General features: G+C 28.4%; 30 protein-coding genes and 2 tRNA genes. 16 read left to right on the forward strand and 16 right to left on the reverse strand.

Annotation, left to right across the window (positions count from 1 at the left end; genetic code table 11):
- Window positions 1-6: 6 nt before the first annotated feature.
- From yidC to rpmH, 4 genes are read right to left on the reverse strand one after another with little or no spacing between them, the layout of a single operon-like run.
- A complete protein-coding gene (gene yidC, locus ACTTAV_RS00110; RefSeq protein WP_440669385.1) occupies window positions 7-1,686 on the reverse strand; it encodes a membrane protein insertase YidC in 1,680 nt (559 codons plus the stop codon).
- Entirely contained in the window at window positions 1,686-1,925 is a 240-nt protein-coding gene (gene yidD / locus ACTTAV_RS00115; protein WP_440669386.1) for a membrane protein insertion efficiency factor YidD, read from the reverse strand. The genes yidC and yidD overlap by 1 nt, the downstream gene beginning before the upstream one ends.
- Window positions 1,925-2,266: a ribonuclease P protein component gene (gene rnpA / locus ACTTAV_RS00120; RefSeq protein WP_440669387.1), complete on the reverse strand. Its 342-nt coding sequence runs from the start codon at window positions 2,264-2,266 to the stop codon at window positions 1,925-1,927. The genes yidD and rnpA overlap by 1 nt, the downstream gene beginning before the upstream one ends.
- A gap of 4 nt (window positions 2,267-2,270) precedes the next feature.
- Window positions 2,271-2,411, reverse strand: coding sequence for a 50S ribosomal protein L34 (rpmH, locus tag ACTTAV_RS00125; RefSeq protein WP_440669389.1), 141 nt, complete (start codon window positions 2,409-2,411; stop codon window positions 2,271-2,273).
- Window positions 2,412-2,503: 92 nt separating this feature from the next.
- Here rpmH and ACTTAV_RS00130 point away from each other — a divergent pair, with 92 nt between their 5' ends.
- Entirely contained in the window at window positions 2,504-3,226 is a 723-nt protein-coding gene (locus tag ACTTAV_RS00130; protein ID WP_440669390.1) for a TVP38/TMEM64 family protein, read from the forward strand.
- Here the strand turns inward: ACTTAV_RS00130 and ACTTAV_RS00135 are convergent.
- Window positions 3,227-3,300, reverse strand: a tRNA-Thr gene (locus ACTTAV_RS00135).
- 100 nt (window positions 3,301-3,400) lie between these two features.
- On the opposite strand from ACTTAV_RS00135, the gene ACTTAV_RS00140 reads away from it, so the two are divergent.
- From ACTTAV_RS00140 to ACTTAV_RS00210, 15 genes are all read left to right on the forward strand, one after another.
- A complete protein-coding gene (locus ACTTAV_RS00140; protein WP_440669391.1) occupies window positions 3,401-3,601 on the forward strand; it encodes a hypothetical protein in 201 nt (66 codons plus the stop codon).
- A 106-nt stretch (window positions 3,602-3,707) separates the two neighbouring features.
- The gene (gene dcd / locus ACTTAV_RS00145; RefSeq protein WP_440669392.1) at window positions 3,708-4,268 is read left to right on the forward strand and encodes a dCTP deaminase; all 561 of its coding nucleotides are present in this window, start codon (window positions 3,708-3,710) and stop codon (window positions 4,266-4,268) included.
- Window positions 4,269-4,271: 3 nt separating this feature from the next.
- Window positions 4,272-5,531 carry a UDP-N-acetylglucosamine 1-carboxyvinyltransferase gene (gene murA, locus ACTTAV_RS00150; protein WP_440669393.1) on the forward strand — a complete coding sequence of 420 codons (1,260 nt, stop codon included), beginning with the start codon at window positions 4,272-4,274 and terminating at the stop codon, window positions 5,529-5,531.
- A complete protein-coding gene (locus tag ACTTAV_RS00155; protein WP_440669394.1) occupies window positions 5,531-5,923 on the forward strand; it encodes a DUF2948 family protein in 393 nt (130 codons plus the stop codon). Before murA ends, ACTTAV_RS00155 begins: the two co-directional genes overlap by 1 nt.
- A 2-nt stretch (window positions 5,924-5,925) precedes the next feature.
- On the forward strand, window positions 5,926-7,209 hold the full coding sequence (gene hisD, locus ACTTAV_RS00160; protein ID WP_440669395.1) for a histidinol dehydrogenase: 1,284 nt from the start codon (window positions 5,926-5,928) through the stop codon (window positions 7,207-7,209).
- 2 nt (window positions 7,210-7,211) lie between these two features.
- Window positions 7,212-7,427 carry a translation initiation factor IF-1 gene (gene infA, locus ACTTAV_RS00165; RefSeq protein WP_075519823.1) on the forward strand — a complete coding sequence of 72 codons (216 nt, stop codon included), beginning with the start codon at window positions 7,212-7,214 and terminating at the stop codon, window positions 7,425-7,427.
- Between the two features lie 7 nt (window positions 7,428-7,434).
- Window positions 7,435-7,509, forward strand: a tRNA-Phe gene (locus ACTTAV_RS00170).
- Window positions 7,510-7,584: 75 nt separating this feature from the next.
- The gene (locus ACTTAV_RS00175) at window positions 7,585-7,797 is read left to right on the forward strand and encodes a cold-shock protein (RefSeq protein ID WP_440669397.1); all 213 of its coding nucleotides are present in this window, start codon (window positions 7,585-7,587) and stop codon (window positions 7,795-7,797) included.
- A gap of 348 nt (window positions 7,798-8,145) precedes the next feature.
- A complete protein-coding gene (gene hisS / locus ACTTAV_RS00180; protein ID WP_440669398.1) occupies window positions 8,146-9,540 on the forward strand; it encodes a histidine--tRNA ligase in 1,395 nt (464 codons plus the stop codon).
- Window positions 9,518-10,570: an ATP phosphoribosyltransferase regulatory subunit gene (locus ACTTAV_RS00185; protein ID WP_440669400.1), complete on the forward strand. Its 1,053-nt coding sequence runs from the start codon at window positions 9,518-9,520 to the stop codon at window positions 10,568-10,570. Before hisS ends, ACTTAV_RS00185 begins: the two co-directional genes overlap by 23 nt.
- A complete protein-coding gene (gene hisG / locus ACTTAV_RS00190) occupies window positions 10,570-11,259 on the forward strand; it encodes an ATP phosphoribosyltransferase (protein WP_440669514.1) in 690 nt (229 codons plus the stop codon). Before ACTTAV_RS00185 ends, hisG begins: the two co-directional genes overlap by 1 nt.
- A 28-nt stretch (window positions 11,260-11,287) precedes the next feature.
- Window positions 11,288-12,379, forward strand: coding sequence for a DNA recombination protein RmuC (locus tag ACTTAV_RS00195; protein WP_440669401.1), 1,092 nt, complete (start codon window positions 11,288-11,290; stop codon window positions 12,377-12,379).
- 37 nt (window positions 12,380-12,416) lie between these two features.
- Entirely contained in the window at window positions 12,417-13,103 is a 687-nt protein-coding gene (locus tag ACTTAV_RS00200; RefSeq protein ID WP_440669402.1) for a hypothetical protein, read from the forward strand.
- A gap of 5 nt (window positions 13,104-13,108) precedes the next feature.
- Window positions 13,109-14,545: an exonuclease domain-containing protein gene (locus tag ACTTAV_RS00205; protein WP_440669403.1), complete on the forward strand. Its 1,437-nt coding sequence runs from the start codon at window positions 13,109-13,111 to the stop codon at window positions 14,543-14,545.
- A gap of 34 nt (window positions 14,546-14,579) precedes the next feature.
- Window positions 14,580-14,897 carry a thioredoxin family protein gene (locus ACTTAV_RS00210; RefSeq protein ID WP_440669404.1) on the forward strand — a complete coding sequence of 106 codons (318 nt, stop codon included), beginning with the start codon at window positions 14,580-14,582 and terminating at the stop codon, window positions 14,895-14,897.
- On the opposite strand, the gene ACTTAV_RS00215 is transcribed toward ACTTAV_RS00210, so the two are convergent.
- Genes ACTTAV_RS00215 through ACTTAV_RS00265 form a run of 11 tightly spaced genes read right to left on the reverse strand, consistent with a single transcriptional unit; the run spans window position 14,894 to window position 25,156 of the window.
- The gene (locus ACTTAV_RS00215; RefSeq protein WP_440669406.1) at window positions 14,894-16,159 is read right to left on the reverse strand and encodes a bifunctional folylpolyglutamate synthase/dihydrofolate synthase; all 1,266 of its coding nucleotides are present in this window, start codon (window positions 16,157-16,159) and stop codon (window positions 14,894-14,896) included. The two genes, ACTTAV_RS00210 and ACTTAV_RS00215, sit on opposite strands and share 4 nt — an antisense overlap.
- The gene (locus tag ACTTAV_RS00220; protein WP_440669408.1) at window positions 16,113-17,042 is read right to left on the reverse strand and encodes an acetyl-CoA carboxylase carboxyltransferase subunit beta; all 930 of its coding nucleotides are present in this window, start codon (window positions 17,040-17,042) and stop codon (window positions 16,113-16,115) included. The genes ACTTAV_RS00215 and ACTTAV_RS00220 overlap by 47 nt, the downstream gene beginning before the upstream one ends.
- A complete protein-coding gene (gene trpA, locus ACTTAV_RS00225) occupies window positions 17,039-17,839 on the reverse strand; it encodes a tryptophan synthase subunit alpha (protein WP_440669409.1) in 801 nt (266 codons plus the stop codon). The genes ACTTAV_RS00220 and trpA overlap by 4 nt, the downstream gene beginning before the upstream one ends.
- A complete protein-coding gene (gene trpB / locus ACTTAV_RS00230) occupies window positions 17,839-19,068 on the reverse strand; it encodes a tryptophan synthase subunit beta (protein WP_440669411.1) in 1,230 nt (409 codons plus the stop codon). Before trpB ends, trpA begins: the two co-directional genes overlap by 1 nt.
- A complete protein-coding gene (locus tag ACTTAV_RS00235) occupies window positions 19,058-19,687 on the reverse strand; it encodes a phosphoribosylanthranilate isomerase (RefSeq protein ID WP_440669413.1) in 630 nt (209 codons plus the stop codon). The genes trpB and ACTTAV_RS00235 overlap by 11 nt, the downstream gene beginning before the upstream one ends.
- A complete protein-coding gene (gene pyrF / locus ACTTAV_RS00240) occupies window positions 19,684-20,376 on the reverse strand; it encodes an orotidine-5'-phosphate decarboxylase (RefSeq protein WP_440669414.1) in 693 nt (230 codons plus the stop codon). The genes ACTTAV_RS00235 and pyrF overlap by 4 nt, the downstream gene beginning before the upstream one ends.
- Window positions 20,363-20,656, reverse strand: coding sequence for an HU family DNA-binding protein (locus ACTTAV_RS00245; RefSeq protein ID WP_440669416.1), 294 nt, complete (start codon window positions 20,654-20,656; stop codon window positions 20,363-20,365). The genes pyrF and ACTTAV_RS00245 overlap by 14 nt, the downstream gene beginning before the upstream one ends.
- A gap of 12 nt (window positions 20,657-20,668) precedes the next feature.
- Window positions 20,669-22,402 carry a S1 RNA-binding domain-containing protein gene (locus ACTTAV_RS00250; RefSeq protein WP_440669417.1) on the reverse strand — a complete coding sequence of 578 codons (1,734 nt, stop codon included), beginning with the start codon at window positions 22,400-22,402 and terminating at the stop codon, window positions 20,669-20,671.
- Window positions 22,402-23,058: a (d)CMP kinase gene (locus ACTTAV_RS00255; protein WP_440669419.1), complete on the reverse strand. Its 657-nt coding sequence runs from the start codon at window positions 23,056-23,058 to the stop codon at window positions 22,402-22,404. Before ACTTAV_RS00255 ends, ACTTAV_RS00250 begins: the two co-directional genes overlap by 1 nt.
- Entirely contained in the window at window positions 23,048-24,373 is a 1,326-nt protein-coding gene (aroA, locus tag ACTTAV_RS00260; protein ID WP_440669421.1) for a 3-phosphoshikimate 1-carboxyvinyltransferase, read from the reverse strand. Before aroA ends, ACTTAV_RS00255 begins: the two co-directional genes overlap by 11 nt.
- A gap of 6 nt (window positions 24,374-24,379) precedes the next feature.
- Complete coding sequence (locus tag ACTTAV_RS00265) at window positions 24,380-25,156, reverse strand: ATP-binding cassette domain-containing protein (RefSeq protein ID WP_440669422.1); 777 nt, start codon at window positions 25,154-25,156, stop codon at window positions 24,380-24,382.
- Window positions 25,157-25,158 lie beyond the last annotated feature (2 nt).

A 25,158-nucleotide genomic window follows, 5' to 3' on the forward strand; every position in this document is an offset into this window, starting at 1 on the left:
TTAATATTAGGTTGTAGTTTTAATAGTCGTTCTTTTCATGATGAATACTTGTTGTGCCATTGTTAAAATATTATTTACTGTCCAATAGATTACTAAGCCACTTGGAAAAGGTGCAAGTATTACTGTTAGAAATAGAGGAAAGAATGCAAAAATTTTAGCCTGCATTGCATCTGTCGGTGCTGGATTAAGTTTTTGTTGTATCCACATAGATACCCCCATTGCTACCGGCCAAGCACCTATAACTAAGAATGAGGGTACGTCATAAGGCAGTAAACCAAATAAATTAAACAAACTTGTTGGGTCACGTTCACTTAAATCATGTATCCATCCATAAAATGGCATCTGTCTCATTTCAATGGTTACAAATAAAACTTTATATAATGCAAAGAAAACTGGAATTTGAACAAGTATTGGTAAACACCCTGACATTGGGTTTACTTTTTCTTTTTTGTAAAGTGCCATCATTTCTTGTTGTAGTTTCATTTTATCGTTTTTATGAAGTTCTTTTAGTCTAACCATTTCAGGTTGAAGAGCTTTCATTTTAGCCATACTTCTAAAGGAAAAATTTGCTAATGGAAAAAAAGCTAATCTTATACAAATTGTTATAGCTATTATTGCTAAACCATAATTCCCAAGAAGTTTAAAGAAATAATCGATTCCAAAAAAAAGTGGTTTAGTAATAAAGTATAAAAAACCCCAGTCGATTACTAAATCAAATTTTTCAATATTTAATTCTTTTGCATAACCATCGATTACATCAACTCTTTTAGCAGCAACGATTATTTGCAATTTATCTTCAATTGAACCATTTTCATTTAATGTTAGCGGTTCAGTCATTATAAAATTTGCTCTAAATTTATTTTTATAATCAAAAGTTGTTTTGAATTCTTTATTTCTAGGGGGAATTAATGATGTTATCCAATACTTATCTCCAACTCCTAACCATCCTTTTTGAGCAACCTTTGTAAACTTTTTATCTTGTATGTCATCATAATCCTCTTCAATCAATTCATCATCTAAAGTTGCAACCAAACCTTCGTGAAGAATATAAAAATCAGTTATATCTGGTATCTGATTTCTAATAATCTGCCCATAAGAATAAAAATCATATCTTTTATTAGTTTTATTGATTATTTTTTGTTTAATTGTAAATAAATATTTATCATCTAAAGAAATTTGTTTTTCAAACGTAATTCCCTGAGCATTTGTCCAAGATAATTTAATAGGAGTTTGGTCTGTTAATTTATTATTTCCAATTAATGACCAGACTGTATCTGAGTTAGGAATATCAATATTTTTATCAGTGGTAACAAATCCACTCTCTACCAAATAACCTTCATTTATATTTCTTGGTCCAAGTAAAGTTACTTTTTTTTCATTCTTTAAATCAACTTTATAATTCTTAAAAGTTAAATCATCTATTGAAGCTCCTTTGAGTGAAATTGATCCAATAACGTTGTTATTTTCAAACTCAACTCTCTCACTTTTACTCAACGCTTCCTCCCTTGAAATTGTAACCAAAGTTGCTTTCTCTTCTAAACTTGGAGTATCACTATTTCGTTCTATTTTTTCTTTCTCAACTAAATTTTGATTTTTAGGATCTTGCTCTGGTATGAAAAATAAAGAATATAAAACAATAACTGCTGATGATAAGGCTATGGCTGCTATGACATTTTTTGAGTCCATTATTTTTTAACTTTCATAACTTTTTTAACTGGATCGTGTCCACCACTTCCCCATGGATGACATGATGCAATTCTTTTTAAACTGTAAAATAAGCCTTTAAAAAAACCATGTGTTTTTAACGCCTCAATACTATATTCAGAACAAGTTGGTAAATAACGACAAGAGTTACCAAGTAATGGACTTATAAAAAATTTGTAAATTTTAATTAATTTAATCAAAAGATATGTAAAAAAATTCATTATTTAATTCTTTCAAATATTTTAAATAGATTTTCTTTTATATTATTAAATTCATTGTTTAACATAGTTGGCTTAGCAATAACAAGATATGAATATTGAAGTTTTATTGATATTTTTTTAATGGCATCATTCATAATATTTCTAAGACGTCTTTTAATTTTATTTCTTTTAACAGCATTCCCAATTTTTCTTTTTACTACAAATGAGATATTCAAATTTTCACTATTTTTATTATCTAAAATGCCAAAAAAAATTGTAACATATTTGTTGGATATTTTTTTCTTTTTAAGAAGTCTTTTAAATTCTTCATTTTTTGAGAGAGAAACTATTTTGCTTCTCATTAATTTAACCAGAAACAGTTAATGACTTTCTTCCTCTTGCTCTTCTTCTTGCCAAAAGCTTTCTACCGCCCTTAGTTTTCATTTTTGATCTAAAACCATGTTTTCTTGCTCTTTTGATTTTAGATGGTTGATATGTTCTTTTCATAAATGTGGTAAAATTTATATAAAATTTCGCTCTTTATAGTAATTAAATATATAAATAGCAAATAGAAGATTTTATTAATATTTTAAACTATTATGGAAAAAGCTAAAAAAACTAAATTATTCATAGGTTTATCTTACTTACTATTAATTAGTATATTTTTATTTTTATTTTTTTCAAAATTTAGTCTTACAGAAATAACATCTTATGATTTCATAAAGGAAAATAGATCATATTTTGTAGATCTTAAGGATTCTAATTTATTATTAATCTTTATTATTTTCTTAATCTTCACAATTTTATGGGTATTTCCATTTCTTGGATTTGGATCTCCAATAGCATTAATAGGTGGATTTATTTTTGGCAAATGGATTGGTACGCTTGTTGTAGTTTTAGGTTTAAGTATTGGTGCAACTTTTTTATATATGTTTGGCAATTATTTTTTGAAAGATTTGATTAGAACAAAGTTTTTAGATAAATACAAAAATCTTGAAATTAAATTTAAAAAATCAGAGTTTTTTTATTTATTAATCTATCGATTTATTGGAGGTATACCATGGCAACTTAGTTGTATCTTGCCGACTATTTTTAATGTGAGAGTAATTAATTTTTTCTTTGCATCATTTATAGGTATTATTCCTCAAATCTTTTTAGCTGTTTCTATTGGAAGTGGTTTAGAAAAAGTAATAGAGCAAAATTCTGAAATTCCTAAAATAACTGACATAATTTTTTTACCAGAAGTTTATTTTCCAATTTTAGGTTTTTTTACTCTAGTTTTAATAACAATTTTTTTAAGAAGATTATTTTATAAAGATTAATGGTGCTCCTACCAAGAATCGAACTTGAAATTTATCCTTACCATGGACACGTTATACCATTTAACTATAGGAGCAATTGGATCAAATCTATTTTTATTGATAATAAAGCATTTTTTTCAAATTATTGCCTTAATTTTTTGGTCAATATGATTTATATCTTACCAAGGAAATTTTATGGGCATTCATTACGATTATAAGTCAACTAAAAGTGCTAAACTAATGGAAAAGCAGGCCAAGAGAGAAAGAAAGCTTGCTGAAAAAAAAGCAAAAAGATTAGCAAAAGAGGGTCATAAAAAAGATGAGAAAAAAGAAAAAGTTTTAGATGCGTCAAAACCGATAACTTTAGATTTTCTTACAAATCCAAATAAAGAATGAGCAAGAAAGATAAAAATGAGCGTTTAAGTTTGGCTCTTAGAAAAAATTTAAAGAAAAGAAAAATTTTTCAAAAAAAAAATAAAAAAAAAGATAAATAAACAAAATTATGTCTATTCAACCTGATTCTTGGATTAAAAAAATGTGTAAGGAACATAAAATGATAGATCCATTTTTAGACCATCAAGTATCGGAAGGGAAAATTTCTTATGGATTAAGTAGCATGGGCTATGATGTCAGAATATCTGATGAGTATAGAATATTTACCAATGTTAATAGCTCCTTAGTAGATCCAAAAAATTTTTCTGAAGACAACTTTATTGAAAGAAAAGGTCCTCATTGTATAATTCCGCCTAATTCTTTTGTCTTAGCGAAAACTGTTGAATATTTTAGAATACCCAAAGATGTTCTCTGCATATGTGTTGGAAAAAGTACTTATGCAAGAACAGGTATTATTTGTAATGTAACTCCAATAGAAAACGAATTTGAAGGTAATATTGTTATTGAATTAAGTAATACTACGCCTAACCCCGCTAAGGTTTATTCAAATGAAGGTATAGCGCAATTTTTGTTTTTTAAATCTGATGTAGAACCAGAAACAACATATAAATCTAAGAACGGCAAATATCAGGGACAAACTACTATTCAAGTTGCCAAAATTAAAAAGTGATTTATGGATAAATTTTTGATTGATGGTCCTTGTCGAGTCAAGGGCAAGGTTTTAATTTCTGGTTCAAAAAATGCTTCACTGCCAATATTGGCTGCAACTTTATTATTTGATCAACCAGTAATAATTAAAAACTTACCTAGAGTAAGAGATATAAATACCATGTTCAATTTGATTAAATCTCTTGGTTCGAAAGTCATATTATCCAAAGATAAAAAAACAGCAAAAATTATTAATAGTAAGAATATGAAAACTTTTGCGAGTTACTCCTTAGTAAAAACAATGAGAGGCTCTATTTTGGTTTTAGGACCTTTGGTTGCAAAATATTTTAAGTCCAAAACTTCTTTACCTGGAGGATGTTTGATAGGTGCGAGACCAGTAAATTATCATTTAGAAGCTTTAAAAAAATTAGGTATGAATTATGAGATAAAAGATGGATACATTATTGCAAAATCAAAAGGGAGACTTGACGGTAAAATTATAAAATTTCCAAAAATCAGTGTGGGAGCAACAGAAAATTCTATTATTGCGGGATGTATTGCAAAAGGGACTACAATTTTAAAAAATTGTGCAATTGAACCTGAAATCAAAGATCTTTCAAATTTTTTAAATTCTGCTGGTGCAAAAATAAAATGGTCTGGAAGAACATGTACAATAAAAGGTGTAAATTCATTAAATCAAACTGAATATTCAGTGATGCCAGATAGAATAGAAGCTGGTACTTTTTGTGTAGCTGCAACATTAGCTAGAGGAAATCTAGAAATTCAAAATCTTAATCCTAAAATAATTAAAACAGAATTAAATTTATTAAAAAAAGTTGGCGCTAAAATTAGAATTGAAAAAAATAAAATTTTTATTAAAGGACCAGACAAAATAAAATCTATTAAAAATATAAATACAAAAGCATTTCCTGGAATTCCCACAGATCTTCAAGCTCAATTGATGGTTTTAATGTGCAAAGCTGTTGGAAAAAGCTCTATAACTGAGAGCATTTTTGAAAATAGGTTTATGCATGTTGCAGAACTTCAAAGACTTGGAGCAAAAATAAAAATTAAAAATAATAGAGCTACAATTGAGGGAAATACAAAATTTATTGGCGCAGAATTAATGTCTAGTGATTTAAGAGCTTCTGTGGCTTTAGTTTTAGCAGCAATTGTTTCACATGGTAAATCTTATATTAATAGAATTTATCATTTAGACAGAGGATATGAGATGATAGAAAATAAGTTAAAAAAAATTGGTGTTAAAATAAAAAGATTAAAATAATGAGCAAATATCTTGCCAAAATAATTGCTAGTGATCAAGATGGATTACAAATGATTTCAGCCTGCACCTCAGGAGCAAAAGTTAAAGTTTCTAATATTAAATATCTTAAATCTAATAAAGTTTTTTTATTATCAATTGAAAGAACTAAAATTGAAACTAATCAGGAGGATAAAAAGGTTAATAGTATTTGTAGGTTTGATTTTGTTGATAGAGTGAAATCTAAGAATATCAATCAATCAAATAAAGAAGAGATTTTAGAGTTAATAGGAATAGATTATTTGAAAAATAGTGATGATTATGAAATAAATCTTATTTTTAATAATAACATCCATATCGTTTTGAATGTAGAGGCATTAGAAATTAGATTAGAAGATCAAAGTGAGATAAAGTAATTATGAATATATTAGATGGTCAAAAAAATACGTTTGAGAACAGATTAATTTTTTTACTTTCAGAAAGAAAAAAAAAAATTAGATCAAATTCAGCTTCTGTCACAAATATCATTAAAGATGTAAAAAAAAATGGTGATAAAGCAATAATAAAGTATGAGAAAAAATTTAATAAGAATAAAACAATTATTCCGAGTTCAAGCAAAATTAAAAAGTTAATAAAATCATTAAACCCAAAGGTTAAGCAAGCTATTGATATTGCTTATGATAGAATTTATAAATTTCATTCGCTACAAAAATTTAAGAATATTTCTTACACAGATAAATTAAAAAATAAGATAGAATATAGATATCTGCCATTAGAATCGGTTGCAATTTATGTTCCTGGTTCAACAGCTTCTTATCCATCTAGTGTTTTAATGAATGCTATCCCGGCAGTTATTGCTGGTGTAAAAAGAATAATTATGATTAATCCAGGTTATAAAGGATTACAAAATCCAGCAGTCCTTTACGCAGCAAAAAAATGTAAAATAAATGAAATTTATTCAATTGGTGGACCATCAGCAATTGCAGCTGTTGCTTATGGAACAAAAAAAATTCAAAAAGTAAATAAAATTGTTGGACCTGGTAATTCTTATGTTGCTGCTGCTAAAAAAGAAGTTTTTGGAGATGTTGGTATTGAAAGTATGACAGCAGGCCCTTCTGAAGTAACAATAGTTTGTGATAAATTTTCAAATCCAGAGTGGGTTGCAAGTGATCTTATTGGTCAAGCAGAACATGATTATCTTGCGCAATGCATACTTATTTCAAAAGATAAAAAATTCATTGAAAATGTTAAAAAAGAAATTTCAATTCAGCTTAATCAAATACCTAGATCTTCAATTGCAAGAAAAAGTTTAAATGATAATGGAATTTTAATTCACTTAAATTCAGATAAAAAAATTATAGATTTAATTAATAGGATTGCACCAGAACATTTGGAGCTAAATATTAAGAATTATAAATCATTTATTCCCAAAATTAATAACGCTGGCTCCATCTGTCTTGGTAAATATGCTGTGATGGCAATGACAGATTACAATGTTGGATCAAACCATGTTTTGCCAACAAATGGTTCTGCAAAATATTCGAGTGGAATTAGTGTTAATGAATTTTATAAAAGAATTTCATATATAAACTTATCAAAAAAGGGTATTGAAAGTCTCGGGCCATCAGTTATAACTCTTGCAAATTATGAAGGTTTAGTAGGACATGCTCAATCTGTAAAAAAAAGAATTAGGAGAAAATAAATTTGTCAAAACAAGATTTACTTGAATTCAAAGGCAAAGTTACAGACTTATTGCCTAACGCTATGTTTAGAGTTCAATTAGAAAATGGTCATATTGTAACAGCCCATACAGCTGGCAAATTAAGAAAAAATAGAATTAGAGTACTACAAGGTGATAATGTAACAGTAGAAATGACACCATACGACCTCACAAAAGGTAGAATAATCTTTAGGGGTTGATCATTTTGCCTCGGTAGCTCAGGAGTAGAGCAGAGCCCTGAAAAGGCTTGTGTCGGAGGTGCGAATCCTTCCCGAGGCACCATCAAAACAACTTGAAATTAATGAAAAAGAAATTAACTTTGTTCTATAATAAATAACAAAAGGACTAAAAAAAAAAATGAGTACAATACAAGGAAAAGTAAAGTGGTTTAATGGTAAAAAAGGCTATGGTTTCATTGAAAGAGATGACAAAGAAAAAGATGCCTTTGTTCATGCAAGTGCTGTCAAAGCTGCAGGAATGAGATTTTTAAATGAGGGTGATAAAATTGAGTTTACCCTTGAAGATGGTCCAAAAGGCCCTTCAGCAGTAAATTTAAAAAAATTAGATTAATTTAAAAAATTATTAAAAGGACACAATATCTACAAAAGTAGAGATGTGTCCTTTTGTTTTAGGGGTTGCATAATATTATTTTTTGTCTAAAAAGCACTCAATGATTAAAAATATAAATACCTATTTTATTTGCCTGTGTACTTTAGGAATTACTCTTAAAGGAACAAACAGAGGTGTGCATAATCATTTCCATGCTGGCTAAAGCTAGCATTAAATCTTTTATATTATAATTTTAAATCCACTAAAAATAAGATAATAACAATATAAGGAGCCTTGGTGGTGAAATAGTATCACGTCGGTTTGTGGATCCGAAATCGTAGGGGCAGAACCTACCCAAGGTACCAAAAAATGGATAAAGAAAATAAATTAATTCCTGGATTACCTTCAGGATTTGAAGATCGTTGGGATAAAAAACTACTTCTCAAAAAAAAGCTTTTAAAAGCTATTGAGAAAAATTTTATAAAATTCGGAGCAGTAGCTCTGGAAACCCCTTCGTTTGAAATCAGTGAGAATATAGGTTCTTTTTTGGCAGAAGATGAAGCTAATCCTATGTCTGATGTATTTTCATTTCAAGATGGAGAAAAAAATATCACTCTTAGGTATGATCTTTCAAGTCCATTAGCTAGATTTGTTGCTCAAAATAATCAAGAACTTCCATCAATTTTTAAAAGATATGCTATTCAAAATGTTTTTAGAAATGAGAAGGCTGGTAATGGAAGGTATAGAGAATTTATGCAAGCAGATTTTGATATAGTGGGAAATGTTAATCCTGCTCAAGCAAACGCAGAGCTTTGTAATTTAATATCGAGTACCTTGTTAGATTGTGGTCTAAAAAAAGATCAATTTTCAATTAACATAAGTAATAGAAAAATAGTTCAAGGATTAATTGATGATTTAGAAATATCAGAAGATAAACAATTAAAAGTGATTAGGGCAATTGATAAATTAGATAAACCAGGTTTTAGTTTAAAAGGTGTTGAAGATCTTCTTAAAAAAGAGAGAAAAGATAAAAGTGGTGCAATCACTAAGGGTGCAGATTTAAATGATGAACAAGTTTCTCAAATACTTAATTTTCTTAAAATTAAAGATTTAAAAGAATTAAAAGAAACTTTAAAAAATCCTTTATCTCAAGAAGGCATAAACGAATTAGAGCAAGTATTTGAAGTATTGGGTTACGGTTCAAATTTAAATCAGGTCAAATCTAATTTTACAATTGTTAGAGGATTAGCCTATTATTCAGATTTCATTGTTGAAACAAATCTAAATTTTAAAGTTACAAATAACAAAGGTAAAGAAGTTGATATAGGCAGTGTTTGTTCTGGAGGAGCTTATGCAAAATTAATCTCGAGATTTAAAGGTGTAGATATTCCAGGTACCGGAATTAGTTTCGGAGTTGATCGGTTGTTATTTGCTTTAATACAATTGGATCAAATAAAAGTGGATAGTCAAAAACCAGTTTTAGTTTGTGTAATGGATGAAAAGTATCTAAAAAATTATTATGAAATTTTAGACCTTTTAAGAAATAACAATATAAATGCTGAAATTTTTTTAGATACAAAGAAAAATTTAGGCAAGCAATTAACTTTAGCAAATAAACGTGAGTTAGATATAGCAATAATATGTGGTGAAAATGAATTCAAAGAAAATACAGTTACTATAAAAAATCTTAAAGGTGTTAAGGGTGAAAACAACAAAACATTTCCAAAAGCAAATTTAATTGATGAAGTCAAAAAACTTATCTGAAAAAATCCTTAGGTCCGTAAAATCTAATGGTTTTAAATATATTGATTTACCCTCTGTAGTTGAGGCAAATCATATCGTTCAAAGATCAGGAGAAAATTTTAGAAAGTTTATCTTCTCTTTCAATGATCAGAATGGAAGTGAGTTATGTCTTAGGCCAGATTTAACAATTGTATCTTGTTTAAGATATTTAGAAAATAATTTAAAAGGTAAAGAAAAAATTTTTTATAGTGGTCAAGCTTATAGAAAGTCCCAAAATAAAAAAGACTCTATAATTAGAGATCAAGTTGGCTTTGAGATCATAGGGTCACAAGATGAAAAAAATGATGATAAAGAAATAGTAAACACTTCTTTAAAATCACTAAAAAATTTTAAATATTCATCAGGTACCCTTACCGTTGGCAATGTAGAAATTTTTAATCTTCTAATTTCCAAATTAGATATACCAAAGAGATGGAAACTAAGGCTTTCAAGACATTTTTGGAGAGAAGATTATTTTAATGATTTACTTAAAAGATTAGAAACAAATTCTGATGTAGACCCAACAATTGTTGAGGTTGATAAAAGACGTTATCTAAAAATGTTAAAAGATGATCAATTATCTATCGTTGCAGGGAGAACAATAAAAGAAATTTTAGAACGATTTGATAAAAAGATTAAAGATCCAAGAAAGACAAGTAAGGGTAGAAATGTTTCAAAAATTATTAAGGAATTTTTAAGAATTAAATGTCCAATAAATAAAGCTGCAAATGAACTGAATAAATTTTTTAAGAAATATAAAATTAATCTTGTTGTTGATCAAAAATATTTTCCAATCTCAAAAAATAAAGTTTCTAAACTCAATGTAATTTTCTCAAGTGCATTTGGTAGACAATTAGAATATTACACTGGAATGGTTTTTAAGATAGACATCAAATCAAAGTCAAAAATAATTAATTGTTGTAATGGAGGTCGTTATGACAAATTAATTTCTGATCTTGGATCAAAAAAACAAATCCCAGCAGTAGGAGCTGCACTTAATCTAAATAATTAATTATGAAAAATATTATAAACATAGGAATACCTAGCAAAGGGAGATTAAGAAAAGATGTTTTAAAAATTTTTAGTGAAAAAAAATTAAATCTTATTTCTGAACGTGGAGAGAGGGATTTAATAGGATCAATACAAAATAAATCAAATATTAAAATTTTATATTTACATGCAAGAGAAATAATTGAGAGATTAGGGGACGGTTCTTTAGATATCGGTTTTTCTGGTTTTGATTTATTAAAAGAAAGTGAAATTAATATTCAGAATAAGATAAGTGTCGTAAAAAAACTTAATTTCGGAAATGCTAATCTAGTAGTGGCTATTCCAGATCCTTGGATCGATGTTCAAACGATAGCTGATCTTGAAGAAATTGCTTTTGAATTTAGAGATAAAAAGAAAAAAAGATTAAGAGTTGCAACGAAGTATCCCAATTTAACTAGAGAATTTTTGTTTTCAAAAGGTGTTACTCAATTTAGATTAGTGGATAGTTTGGGAGCGACTGAAGCATATCCTTTTACTGGTTCATCTGAATTAATTACAGATATTTCATCTTCTGGTGAAACACTTAGGGCAAATAATTTACGTATTTTGAAAGATGGAGAAATCTTAAAGTCTCAAGCATGTATTTTTATTTCAAAGAAAAATAGTAAGAAAAAGGGATTAAAAAACTTGATAGGACTACTTTCTAACTAATTTATCTTTATAATATAAGTTACGAATCATGGACACAATTTTACTAATAATTTTAATTTTAATGTTTATAGCAACATTAGCTATTTTATATCTAAATATTAAATCTAAAACTAAAGAAGCGGACAGAGATAATAACGAAATAGCAAATTTAAATACTGAAATAGTGAGGTTAAAAGATAGTCTTAATTCTACAATCAATACATCCTTAAGCTCGATGTCCACTTCATTTAACTCTTTATCAACCGGGGTTACAAAAGATATGACTGAGGCTTTAACAAAAGTAGATGAGAAGGTTGGTAACTTTAATGAACAAGTAAAATTGTTAAATCAAAGCCAGGAGGGGATTACTAAAATTTTAGCTGGGGTTAAAAAGTATGGAACTTTGGCTGAATATTCTTTGGATGCTTTAATTAAAGATTTGTTACCAGCATCTCAATTTATGACCAATGTTAAAATGAAAGAGGATACCAGCGAGAACGTAGAATTTGCAATCAAGCTCCAAGGAGATGTCTTGGTTCCAGTAGACTCTCATTTTCCAGTTGAAAAATTTAAAGCTATCACTGATGCATATGATGCAGATGATAAAAAAACTGTTGCTGATGCTAGAACAAAATTAGCAAGTGCATTTAAGGCTAAAGCAAAAAGTGTCATGGAGAAATATATTGTTCCACCTAAAACCTCAAATTTTGCAATAGTGTACGCTCCTACAGAAAGTCTTTATAAAGAATTAACTGAGTATCAAGACCCAAGTACTAAGGAGTTGTTAACCCAAGAATTAATGAAAAAATATAAAATAGTAATTTGTGGCCCAAATACTCTGTCGGCTTATTTACAGTCTTTACACATGGGCTTTCAGTCTCTTAAAATTTCAAAACACGCAACAGAGATTTATGATCATTTAAAAACTATAAGTACGAGATTTTCTAGTCATTTTGATAATATTTATAAATTAAGAAAAAAACTTGAAGAGGCCATGACGGTTGTTGATAGTTTTGGAAAAGATGCAAGATCAATAACTAGAACTTTAGAAAATATAAAAGATCCCGAGCAAGTTGAAAAAGCTGTACTGACAGAGAACGTTGAGAAATTTGTTGAAAGAAATAAACAGCTTAAAAAATAATTTCTTTTTTAAGATAATACCGACTATAAGAAATCAAATGCGTTGGAATAAGAAATACAATTACCCTACATCATCAAGAGCTACAGAAGATGGAATAAGAAGATATGTTTTAGGAGAAAAAAAATTACCAAGTGTAACTTCAATACTTGATGCAACAAAATCTGAAGAGGATAAGGCTGCTTTAGCAAATTGGCGAGAACGGACAGGATTTAAAGAAAGTGAAGCAATAGTAAAAGCTGCAAGCAGTAGAGGTTCAAAAATGCATAGCTATCTAGAGTCATTTTTATTAGGAAGAGAAAACTTAAGTTTCTTTAATGATAATGAACAATACAAGATGATGGCTAAAGAAATTATCGAAAAAGGCTTGAAGGATAGGTTAGAAGAAATATTTGGTGTAGAATCCGTTGTATATATGCCTGATAAATTCGCTGGCACTGCTGACTGTATTGGATTGTATGAGGGGAAAGAAACAATAATTGATTTCAAACAATCTAATAAACCAAAAAAAGCTGAATACATAGACTCATGGTTTTTACAAACTGCAGCTTATTCTTTAGCACATAATGTTGTTTACAATTCAAATATCACAGCTTGTGTAATTCTTGTTTGTACAGTAGATAATTTATTTCAAGAATTTAAAATTCAAGGCCCTGAATTAATTACTTATCAAAATTTATTTTTAGGTAGATTAAAAAAATTTAATGAAATGAATAACTTGGGTTAAAAAAAATGGATAAAATTGTAATTTATGACACTGAAACAACCAATAGTACTATTTGGGGTTCTATAATTGAGGTTGGGGCAGTAGTTGTAGACAAGAATTTAAAAGAAATTGGAAAATTAAATATCAGGGGGCGTATGCCGGAAGGGGAAGTTCCTTCAGCCAAAGCGTTACTTGTTAACTCAACAAGCATAGATTTGTTAACTAAGGGTAATTATTCACATTATGATTTCTTAGGTGCAGTTGAGAATTTTTTTACAAAATGTGCTCCGGCCATGTTTATGGGTTGGTCAAATTTGAATTTTGATAGAAGGATGTTTCATTTCAATTTTTTCAAAGGAAATCGATACCCATATGCTACCCATTCATCACCAAATAAAGAACATGATGGTTTACATATTGCAAGAGCAGCTCAAACTTTAAATCCTGAAACTTTGAAAACAGAATTAACGGAGGCTGGAAATCCAAGTCTAGCTTTAGAAGCATTAGCTAGAATGCAAGGATTTGATACTTCTCAACAACACACAGCTTACCATGATGCATACACTGCTTTAAAGGTTTTAAGGATAATCAAAGATAAACATAAAGAAAATTGGGAAGAATTTTTAAAGACATCAACAAAATCAAGTGTAGAAACACTTTTAACTAATGAGGGGATTTACTCTATTTTTGAAAACGTAAAGGGAAGAAATATGATGTATCTTGGTTGCTCATTACACCCCAAGCATTCCTTTCATCCGTCCTATGCTTCCTGGGGATATTTGTGGGACTGTCGTAGAGATCCAGAACCTTTATTAAATTTACCTGTTAATCAACTTAGGGATGTTTTAAAAAAAATGAGTCCAAAAGCTTTAAGAGTTTTGAAAACCAATAAAGCCCCAGTAGTTTTAGATAAACAGTTCGCATTAAAACAAAAGCCATATTCAGATCTAGATTTAGAAACAATTGAAAAGAGAGCACATTTAGTGAGAAATAGTGAAAATTTTTGTAAAAATATTCAAACTATTCACAGAGAAGCAGCAGAGGAAAAAGAACAAACTAAAACCCAAGAAGATTTATTACCAGAGGAAACTTTATATGAAAAATTTATACCTAATAAAGATACTGCTTTATTTAAAACATGGCACAGTTCATCATGGGAGGATAAGTTGAGATTATTAGATAAGTTTCAAGACAAAAGATGTAGTTGGTTTGGTCAAAAAATTATCTACCAAGAAGCTCCACAAATTTTACCACCAGATTTGTATAAAAACATTAAAAGTGAAATTGCTAGAAGAATTTTAAGCAAGAATAAAGAAAAATGGCAAACAGTTAATATGGCTTATACGGAAATAGATTACTTAAGAGACCAAGCTTCAAATAGAGATGATGAAGAAGAATTAAAAAAACTAGATGAAATTAACCAATTTATTATGTCGATTGAAAAAAAATACGAAATAGCATAGTTGACTTTAATGATAATAATTATAGATAGACTATATGCTTACAGATTTTAAAGACGAAGATTTTGATAGTAAAATCAAAAATGAAGATGTTTCAGTAATCCAATTTAGTGCAGCTTGGTGTGGCCCTTGTAAAGCTTTAAAGCCGATTATGGATAAATTAGCCGATGAGTACAAAGGTAAGGCAGGCTTCTATTATGCTGACATTGAAGATGGTGGAATAAATACTGGAAGTGCAGCTGGGATAAGAGGTGTTCCAACAGTAATTATTTATAAAAAGGGTGTTGAAGTAGATAGAAAAGTTGGTGGAGTTCCAGAGAGTAATATGAAAGAGTTTTTGGAGAAAAACATCTAATTCAAATTTAACATCTCACCTGCTAAATACAAAGATCCAGTAATAATTATTAGATCATTTTCTTTTAATGGTATTGATTTAACAGCTTGTTCAATATTTCTCTTATATTTAACATTTTGAATGTTCTTTAATTTTTCTTTTAATTCTTCTCCATTTATTGCATTAGGTTGATTTGGTATATCAATTGTCGTTAAAGAGGAAATATCTTTAAAATGACTTATATATTTTTCATGATTTTTATTAGCCATCATCCCTAAAATTACATGTTTTCTACAATCTAAAGTTTGGAGATATTCATTCAAAACTCTTGCCCCGTCTTCATTGTGACTCCCGTCAATTATTAATTGATTGTTTTTTACCAGTGTTTTTAATTTTCCAGATTTTATTTCTTGAAGTCTACCTAAGCTTTTAATTTTTGTTAATCCATTTTTAATATCATCATCTTTGATATTGAAATCCAACAGTCTAACCGTTGCAATTGCAGTTGATATATTTTCAAGCTGAAACTGTCCTAGAATACTAGGGGTTGGAAGTTTTAAACCACCAAATTTGTCTTCATAATAAAAGAAATCATTTTCTCCATCGGAAAAGCTAAAATCTTCATTAAAATATAATTTTTTAGATGAATTTTTCTTAATTGTTTTTTTAATAAGATCTGTCGTTTCTATCGAGTTCTGTTTAGATATAATTATATTCGAATTTAGTAGTGATGATGTTTTTTCAAATACAATTTTTTCAATTGTTTGCTGACCTTTTGGCAACCAATCGAGGTGGTCTTTACTTATTGAACAAACAATACTTGCCAAATTATTTTTAAGTATATTTGTAGCATCAAATCTATGAAACAAGCCTGCTTCGATTAAATTAATGTTGTTTGGGTATTTAGCTGCTTTATAAAAATAACAAGCTGACAAAATCTCAAAAAATGTAATTTCTTGATTATCATTAATTTTTTCAACTTCTTCAAAAAGATTAGCTAATTTTTCATCGTTTAATTCTTGATTATTAAAAACAAATCTTTCATTTATTCTTTGAATATGAGGACTTGTGTAAACATTACATTTTATTTTTGCTTCTTTTAGAATCGAAAAAATTGCATTTATTGTAGAATGTTTGCCATTAGTGCCTACTACAGATATTGCTTTAATTTGATCTTGAGGATTACCTAATTTTTCACAAAGAACTTTTATTCGATCTAAACTAAGGTCGATTTCCTTAGGATGCAACTTTAGAAAGCGACTGAGTATTTTCTGTAATTTCATTTTCTTCAGTGCTTATAGCAGAATTTTTCTTTAACAATATTGATAATAAAGTTCCAATTTTTTGAGCAAGATTTTTTCTCTCAACTATCAAGTCAACAAAACCAGTTTTTTCAACATATTCGCTTTTTTGGAAGCCTTCAGGTAATTCTTCTTTAACTGTTCCCTGTATTACTCTTGCTCCTGCAAATGCAATTAGTGCTCCGGGTTCAGCTATATGAATATCACCTAGCATAGCATAGGATGCTGTTATACCCCCAGCTGTTGGATCTGTTAAGCAAACTAAATAAGGAAGATTATTCTTTTTAAGTTCATTTATAGCTAAAGTTGTTCTGGTCATTTGAGATAATGAAATCAAACTTTCCATCATTCTCATCCCCCCTCCAGCACTTATACATAAAAAAGCGGTTTGGTTTTCTATTGCATGTTGAATACCATATAAAAAAGCCTCACCCTCTGCTGCAGCCATCGAGGCCCCTAAAAAATCAAAGTCAGATGCTACTGCAGTAATTTTAATATCATTAATTGATCCACTAACAACCATCATTCCACATTCTAACCCAGTTTTTTTTCTAGCTGCCTTTAATCTATCTTTATATGATTTTGAATCCGTCCAATTTAAAGGGTCATCTTTTGGTATTGGGGTTTTAAAAATTTCATAATTATTTTTTCCAAATAATATATCGAATCTTTGTTTTGGTTTAATTCTATGATGTTTATTACAGTCAGGACAAACCCATAAATTTTCTTCTAAATCTTTTTTTAAAATTGGACCTTTACAACATGAAGTCCAATCACTATTAGCAATATCTTCCTTTGTTGCTCTTTTGTGAATAGCTGATTTTATCTTTTCGCCTGCTTTGATTATTTTTGTAATCCAGTTCATTTAATTTTATTTTTTAATCTTTTAACCAGATTAGTAACATTTGTGACAGCATTTTGTCTTCTTTTTATAGAATTAGTTATTTCCTTGCAAATTGAACTACCAACCACCAAACCATCAGCTTTTTTAAGAGATTTGATTGTTTTTTCTGTAATGCCAAAGCCAATTACAACATTTTTTGATTTATTTTGTTTTTTTATTTCATTGTATTTTTCTAATATTTTTTTAGGAGACACTTTAAGTTTTCCACCTGTGGTAGATAACATACTTATGTAATAAATCATATCGTGGGAATCTTTTATGATTTTTTTTAATCTTATATTAGAAGTTGTTGGTGAAACTAACTGAATAAAAGTAATTCCTTTCTTTTTACATTTTGATGCGAAATTTTTGTTTTCAGGATATGGCAAATCAACAACTATTAAACCATCAACTTTTGTTTTTTTGCATTTTTCTAAAAATTTATTTTCATTATATTGATAAATCATATTGTAATAACCCATCAATATAATTGGTTTATCTTTTTTAATTTTTTTGAAATTTTTTACAATTAAAAATACATCGTTAATTTTGATACCATTTTTAATTGCTCTATAGGCGCTAGTTTGTATCTGTCCTCCATCAGCTATGGGAGTGTTATGTGGAAAACCTAATTCACAAATATCTGCATAATTCGAAATTGATTTTAATATTTTTAAAGATTTTTTTTTAGTATTATCTCCAGCAACAGTATATGTCAGTAAAGCTGGTCTATTTTCTTTTTTTACAGCTGAGAAAGTTTTGCTGATTAATGAATTCATTAATTGTTACCCAACCTTTCTCTTAAGATATCTCTATCTTTTTTAGCATCACCACAAGAGTTAACGATTATAATTGTATCTTTACTTAATTTTGGAGCAATTTTAATTGCTTCTGCAAATGCATGACTAGGTTCTAAACTTGGATTCAGTTTTTCAAATTTAGTTACAATCACATGAGCTTTTAGTGCTTCTTCATCAGTTGCATAAGTGTATCTAGCTCGTTTTGTATCTTTTAAAAAACAATGTATTGGACTGACCCCAGGGTAATCTAATCCAGCACTAATTGACTCAGTATCATTAATTTGACCTTCATTATTTTGACAAACATAAGAAGCTGCACCATGTAAAATTCCAATTTTAGCATTTCTACTTAAAGGAGCAGCATGGAGTTTTGATTTTTTTGGACCTCCAGCTTCTACACCAATTAACTCTATTTGTGATTTATTAAAATCTATAAATTCACTCCAAAAACCATATGCTGAACTTCCACCACCTACGCAATTAATTAATTTAATTTTTTTTGGGATTTTTTTGAATTCTTGTTTAATTTGTATTTTTAATTCTCTTGAAATTTGTGCTGTACTCCATCCACAAATTTTTACAAATATATTTGGACCAACTGTACTTCCAACGCACATATGTGTAGTGTCACAATTTGATACCCAATATCTCATACACTCACTGACTGCATCTACTAAGGTTTGACTGCCTGAATATACAGGAACTATTTCAGCACCATTTTTTCTCATAGCATCACAATTTGGTTTTTGCCTCTTGATGTCTTTTGCACCCATGAAGATTTTACATTTGAGACCAAATTTTTTTGCGGCCATACTTAACATTTTGCCAGCATAACCAGCACCAGTGTCACCAACTATATATTTTTTTCCCATAGCTTTGCAAATTAAGGCATGAACAGTTGCATTGTATATTTTGTGAGCACCACCATTAGCCTCTGATACAACTTTTGCCCATATTTGAGCACCACCCAAATGATTAGATAAATTATCTAATTTTACAAATGGTGTGGGCGATCCTATATAATTCTTAAAATAATAATCTCTTTTTTTTAAAAATTTCTTATCATTTCTTAATTTTGAAAACTCCTGCGTTAGATCTTCTACAGGTTTTTTTAAAGTTTCAGGAATAAAACTTCCTCCAAATTTACCACCCCAAAAACCATTACGATCATGCTGGTCAATTAGAGGAATTTTTTTTTTAAGTTTCATTTTTTAATTTATTCAAATTGTTCAAAAAAATATTTATTTTGGATGTATCTTTTAATCCAGAAGTTTCCAAGCCTCCAGATAAATCTAAATAATTAGAAATTTTCTCATAATTTTTTAGATTATCATCGAATTTTATATTACCAGCTAGCATTAATTCCCTGTTTAATTTGATATTTTTAATCAAGTTATGGTCAAAGCCCTGACTTTTTTCATAACCTTTACTATCAAATAAATAAATATCAGTTACGTCAGCAAATGACTTATACCTAAGAACATCAGATCTATCTTTTATTGTTAAAGCTGAAATAATCTTTTTTTGATATTTTTGTTTTATAATTTTAATTTCATCTGGAGAGCAGTCATATAATTGGTAATAATCAAAAGGTAAACTTTTTATTTCTTCTAAAATCTTACTTTTAGGTTTTACTAAAACAGCAACAAACTCACTTTTGTTTTTTTTAACATTTAATAATTTTCTTAGAGATTTAAGCTCCACATATCTTGAGCTTTTTGGGTAATTACAAATGAAGCCAATAAATTTTGGAGGGTAGGGATGATTTATTATATAATTTAAAGTATCAGAATCTTTTATTCCACAAATCTTACAACCCTTGATCATTTGTTTAAATGATCAGCAAGTTTTTTGGTATTATTTTTTATATTACCTTTTGTAAGAGATCTTCCAATAACAATACCAGAAACTTTATTTTTGAAAGCTTGTTTAGGTGTCATAATTCTCATTTGATCATTTGAACTATCACCAGGCAATCTTATTCCCGGAGTTATGATTAGTAAATTTTTGTATCTTTTACGAACCATCATGGCCTCTTGAGCAGAACAAACTATACCATCACATCCTGTTTTTTTAATTAATGCTGCTTGTTTTAATACTAATTGTTTTACATTTTTTGTATGACCTATCTCTTTAAGAGACTTATTGTTTAAACTTGTTAAAATTGTAACTCCTAAAACTTTTAAATTTTTATTTATTTTCTTTGCCTTTTTTTTTATTGATTCAAGCATTTCCAGACCACCATTCGCATGGACTGTTATATATTTGCATTTTTTTAAATCTTTTAAGCTGTCAATAGCAGATAATGCAGTTTGGGGGATATCATTTATTTTTAAATCTAACCAAAAATCTTTTTTAAATTTTTCTAAAAATTTTCGTCCATTCTTCGAATAAAAGAATTGAAGGCCAAATTTAGGGATTATTTTTAATTTTTTTGAATTAGTTTGATTAATTATTTTTTTTATTTCATTTAAATTTGAAGTATCACAAGCAACAAAAATTTTATTCTTTTTCATTATTTAACTTTTTAAACAAGTCTTTAGACATTTTCCATTTGATTGTTTGTTTTTTTGGTACACTTACTTTTTCTCCAGTTTTCGGATTTCTTCTTATTGAAGCCTTTTGGATATTTGTTCGAAAAGTGCCGAAACCTCTAAGCTCCACTCCTTCGTTTCTTTTAAGACTGACTTTTATTTCTTTTATTACTATATCTATGATTTTAGTCAGATCTCGAGTTAAAAAATTTGGATAAGATTTCTTAAGTTGTTTGATAAGCTCTGATTTTACAATAGCCAATTTACTATCTATTTAATCTTTCTTTTTTTCTTTATTTTTTAGATCCTCTGATAAAGATGAAAAGGGTAGATTTTTGCCTGATCCCTCAGCCCCATATTTTTCCAAAGCTTCTTTTTTTTCTATTTCTTCTAAAAGTTTTATACTCAAAGTCACTTTTCTTTTATCTAGATCTAAATCTAAAATCGCGCAATCAATTCTTTCCCCACCAGTAAATCTTGAAGGTCTTGTATCTGCAGCGTTAATCGCAATATTGGATTTTTTAATAGGCAGATCCATCTCACACCCCTCTGGTCTTACAATTAAACCCTTGTTATCTGTGGAAACAATTTTAACAGTAATTATTTGTTTTACTTTTTTGTCACTAAACCAATCAAATGGATCTGGCTGTGTCTGTTTTAGTCCAACTCTAACTTTTTGTTCTGTTGTTTTAATCTCTAAAATTTTTACTTTAATTTTATCACCTTTTTTATATTTATTTAGTTCTTGTTCACCATCATTAGTGTAAGTTAGATCATTACTGTGTAAGAAAGTGTCTATTTCTAAATCTCCAATTTTAACAAATAAAGAGTATTCATTTTTATTTACAACTTCACCCTCAGCAATTGTTCCTACAGGGTATTTTTTTTCAAAAACTTCAAATGGATTTTCAAATGTTAATCTATGAGATATTGCGACTCTTCTCTTTTCTTTATCTATTTCAGTAATAACACAATCTATTTCATCATTTACTTTAAACATTTTTTTCGCTGAGTTATTCTTTTTATTCCAACTCAATTCACTTGAATGTAGCAAAGTAGTTAGTCCGGGCAGTTCAGAAAGTTCGCAGAATGCACCAAATTCCATCAGCTTGATTACTTTAAACTTGTAAGTTTTATTTAATTCATAATTGTCGATTTTTTCAAATGGATCAGGTAACAATTGTTTTACTGAACATCCAACTTGTAATTTTTCTTTATCTACTGAAATGACTTTAAGGTCATGTTTCTCACCAATATTAAATACTTCATCAGGATGATTCACTCTTGAATAGGAAATTTCTTGTAAATGAACCAACACATCCAATTCACCATTAACATTGAAGAAGCATCCAAACGTACTGTAGCCTTTCACTTCAGCACCTTTAATAATATCTCCAACTTTGTATTTCTCAATTATTTTTGCTTTATCCTCTTTTTTAAAAGACGAAATAATTTCTCTTCTAGAAACACAAGCGTTCCCTCTGACCTTATCCAGTTTGATTAAAGCAAATTTTTGAGGCTCATTCATTAAATGACTAATATCTTTTAAAGGCTTGTCACTTATTTGTGAGCCTGGTAAAAACATCAGAGAACCTGTTTCTATATGTTCCACGATACATCCACCTTTACATTTCGATGTAATTTTACCCATAATGGGTTCATTCTTCTCGTAGGCTTCAACAAGTTTGTCCCATCCTTTAATTTTTTGAGCTTTATTAGCTGAAACTAAAACTTCACCATTTTTATCCTCAATTTTTTCCAATAGAACTGGAATAGTTTCACCAATTTTTATTTTTTCAGATAAACCCATACTTTTTAATTCATTAATATCTAGAACTGGCTCAGATTTAAGTCCTTCACAGTGAAGAAATACATATTTATCTGTAATTTTATTAATTTTACCTTCAATAATTTTACCTTCTTCAATTTGTGTTTTAGAGAGTTTAGAATTTAATAATTTTTCGAATTCTTTAGTGGCAGGATCTGAAAGACTTTTATAAATTTCCATTAATTCTTAATTTTTTTGTCTATAATTTTTTTTATTTTTAAAAAACACGCTCTTTTAGATAAATTTGTTGTGTTAATCAATACTGAATCTTTAGTTTTCTTTAGAGGCGCTATTTTTCTTGTATAGTCTCTTTTATCACGTAATTTAATACTTTTTAGTACCTCTTTAAAGGAAATCTTCATTTTTAACTTTTTTAACTCCTTATATCTTCTTAGAGCTCTAGTCCTAACATTTGCGTTTATAAAAAATTTAAAATCAGCATCTGGCACAATGTTGTAAGTTATATCTCTTCCATCAAGACAGGATCCGGAATATCGTTTTGGTGGACTGTAAGCAAATTTTAATTGAAATTCATGCACTAAATTTCTAATAGATTTATTTTTGGCAATTATTGAAGCTTCAGTTCCAACTTCATTAGATAGTAAATTTTTTTTGTTCAGATCTTTAATTCTAAGTTTATTTATTTTTTTTTTCACAAAAGTAAGATTAAATTTTTTTGGATTATTAATTTTTTCTCTGGCTAGTACTCTGTAAGTCTTGCCAGTATCTACATATAAAAGATTATAATGTTTTGAAATAGCTTTTGCCAACGTACCTGCACCAGCAGCAGCAGGTGAGTCAATTGCAATTTTTATAATATTTTTTCTACGTTTCATATTTTAATTTATTTATAGTTTTTAAAAATGTAGGAAATGATGTTTTAATAGAATCTTTATCGTGAATATGCCATTCACCACCAAAAGTTAAAGCTGCTATTGCACTTGTCATGAAAACTCTATGATCTTTGAGATAGTTTTTAATTATAATTTTTTTTTTTACCTCTAGATTTGGATTTCCAAATATTTTAATGGTATTTTTTGTAGCAATAACTTTTACGCCCATTAATTTTAAAATTTTTGAACCCCATTTAAGCCTTGGACTTTCTTTTTTATTTAACTCATCTAAGTTTTTAAAATATGAAATTCCTTTCGCTTTTGCTGCAATTAAAAAAATAACTAAAAACTCATCAATTGCACTGCTATTTAAACTAGCTGGACAATTTATTGATTTTAAAAATTTTGGACTTTTAATTACTAGGTCAGCGATCTGCTCTCCTTTATAAAACTTTTTATTATTTAATGAAACTATTGCTCCCATTTTTTTTAGAATGGTAAGTATTCCTATACGTGTAGGATTTACGTTTATATTTTTAATTGTTAATTTCGATTTTTTTGAAAGAATTGTAAGGGCAATAAAAAAAGCACAAGAACTTATATCTGAGGGGATATTATAATTAATCGGTTTTATTTCTTTTACTCTTTTTATTTCAATTAGATCTAAATTTTTATTTTTTTTAACTTTAATTGGTAATTTTAAATACTTAAATAAAAGTTCTGTATGATTTCTAGACTTTTTTGCCTTTATTATTGTTTTACCTTGAGCTTTAATACCCGCAAAGATGAGACTACTTTTACATTGAGCGGAACCTTTTTTTTCGAAAAATTTGATTGGTTTTAATTTCTGTGAACCTTTTATAGTTAAAGGTAAACCATGGCCATTTTTCAGAACAAAATCAACACCAAATTTACTTAATGGATCTGCAACTCTTTTAAAATCTCTTTTTGATAAACTTTTGTCACCTATTAACTTAATTTTTTCTGGGGTATCAACTAGAAGTCCAAGAATTAATCTTCCTAGGGTTCCTGAATTTTCTGCATTTATAATAATTCCTTTTTTATATTTGTAACCATTTACACCGGCACCATAAATTTTACATTTTTTACTGTTATATACAACTTTCACTCCAAGTGTTTTTATAGCTTTTAAGGCTGCCATAACATCTTCTGACATTAAAAGATTTTGGGCTTTTGAAACACCTTTAGAGAGTGATGAAATTAATACCCATCTGATACTCAAGCTTTTATCTCCAGGAATGAAAATTTTTTTATTAAAATTATTTATCTTCTTTCTAATAATAATTTTATTGGGCATTTAAAGTTAATTAAATTTAAAACTATTTCCAAAGTAGGCATTTTTTGCATCAATATCTTTAACAAGGTTAGATGGTGTGTCTTGAGCAATTACTTTACAATTGCTCAATATCATTGCCACATCAACACATGCTAATAAATCTCTAGCTTGATGATCGCAAATACAAATGGTTATTTGGTTTTCTTGCTGCAAATTAACGATAATCTCTTGCAACATTTTAATTGTCAATACATCTAAAGCTGCGAAACACTCATCTAGAAGTAATACTTTGGGATTTCCTAAAAGGGATAGTGAAATAACCAATTTCTTTTTTTGTCCTCCAGATAAAAATTTTGACTTAATGTTTTTGATATTTTCCATTTCAAATTTTGCAAGCAAATAATTTATTCTTTCTTGTCTCAAATTTTTATCTTTTATTACTATTTCACTTATGGCTTTAAGGTTGTCATGAAGCGTTAAATCATTAAAAAATCCACCATATTGAGGTACATATCCAACTTTGAATTTTTGTGTTCTTAAATAAACAGGATATTTCGATACATCTTCTCCGTTTATTTTTATTTTTCCATGCTTTGGAGTGATCAACCCCGTTATAAGATTAAAAATTGTTGATTTTCCTACACCATTAGGACCCAACATTCCAAAAATTTGCCCTTCATTTATTTTAAAACTTATATTGTCCAAAATTAGTCTGTTCCCATAAGCAAGAGAAACATTTTGAAATTCAATAATTGTGTTTACTTTTTTAAATGATTTTATTCTAAATTTTTTAATTATTGCCATTT

The organism is Candidatus Pelagibacter sp. HIMB1483 (genome assembly GCF_052048135.1).
Taxonomy (GTDB): Bacteria; Pseudomonadota; Alphaproteobacteria; order Pelagibacterales; family Pelagibacteraceae; genus Pelagibacter.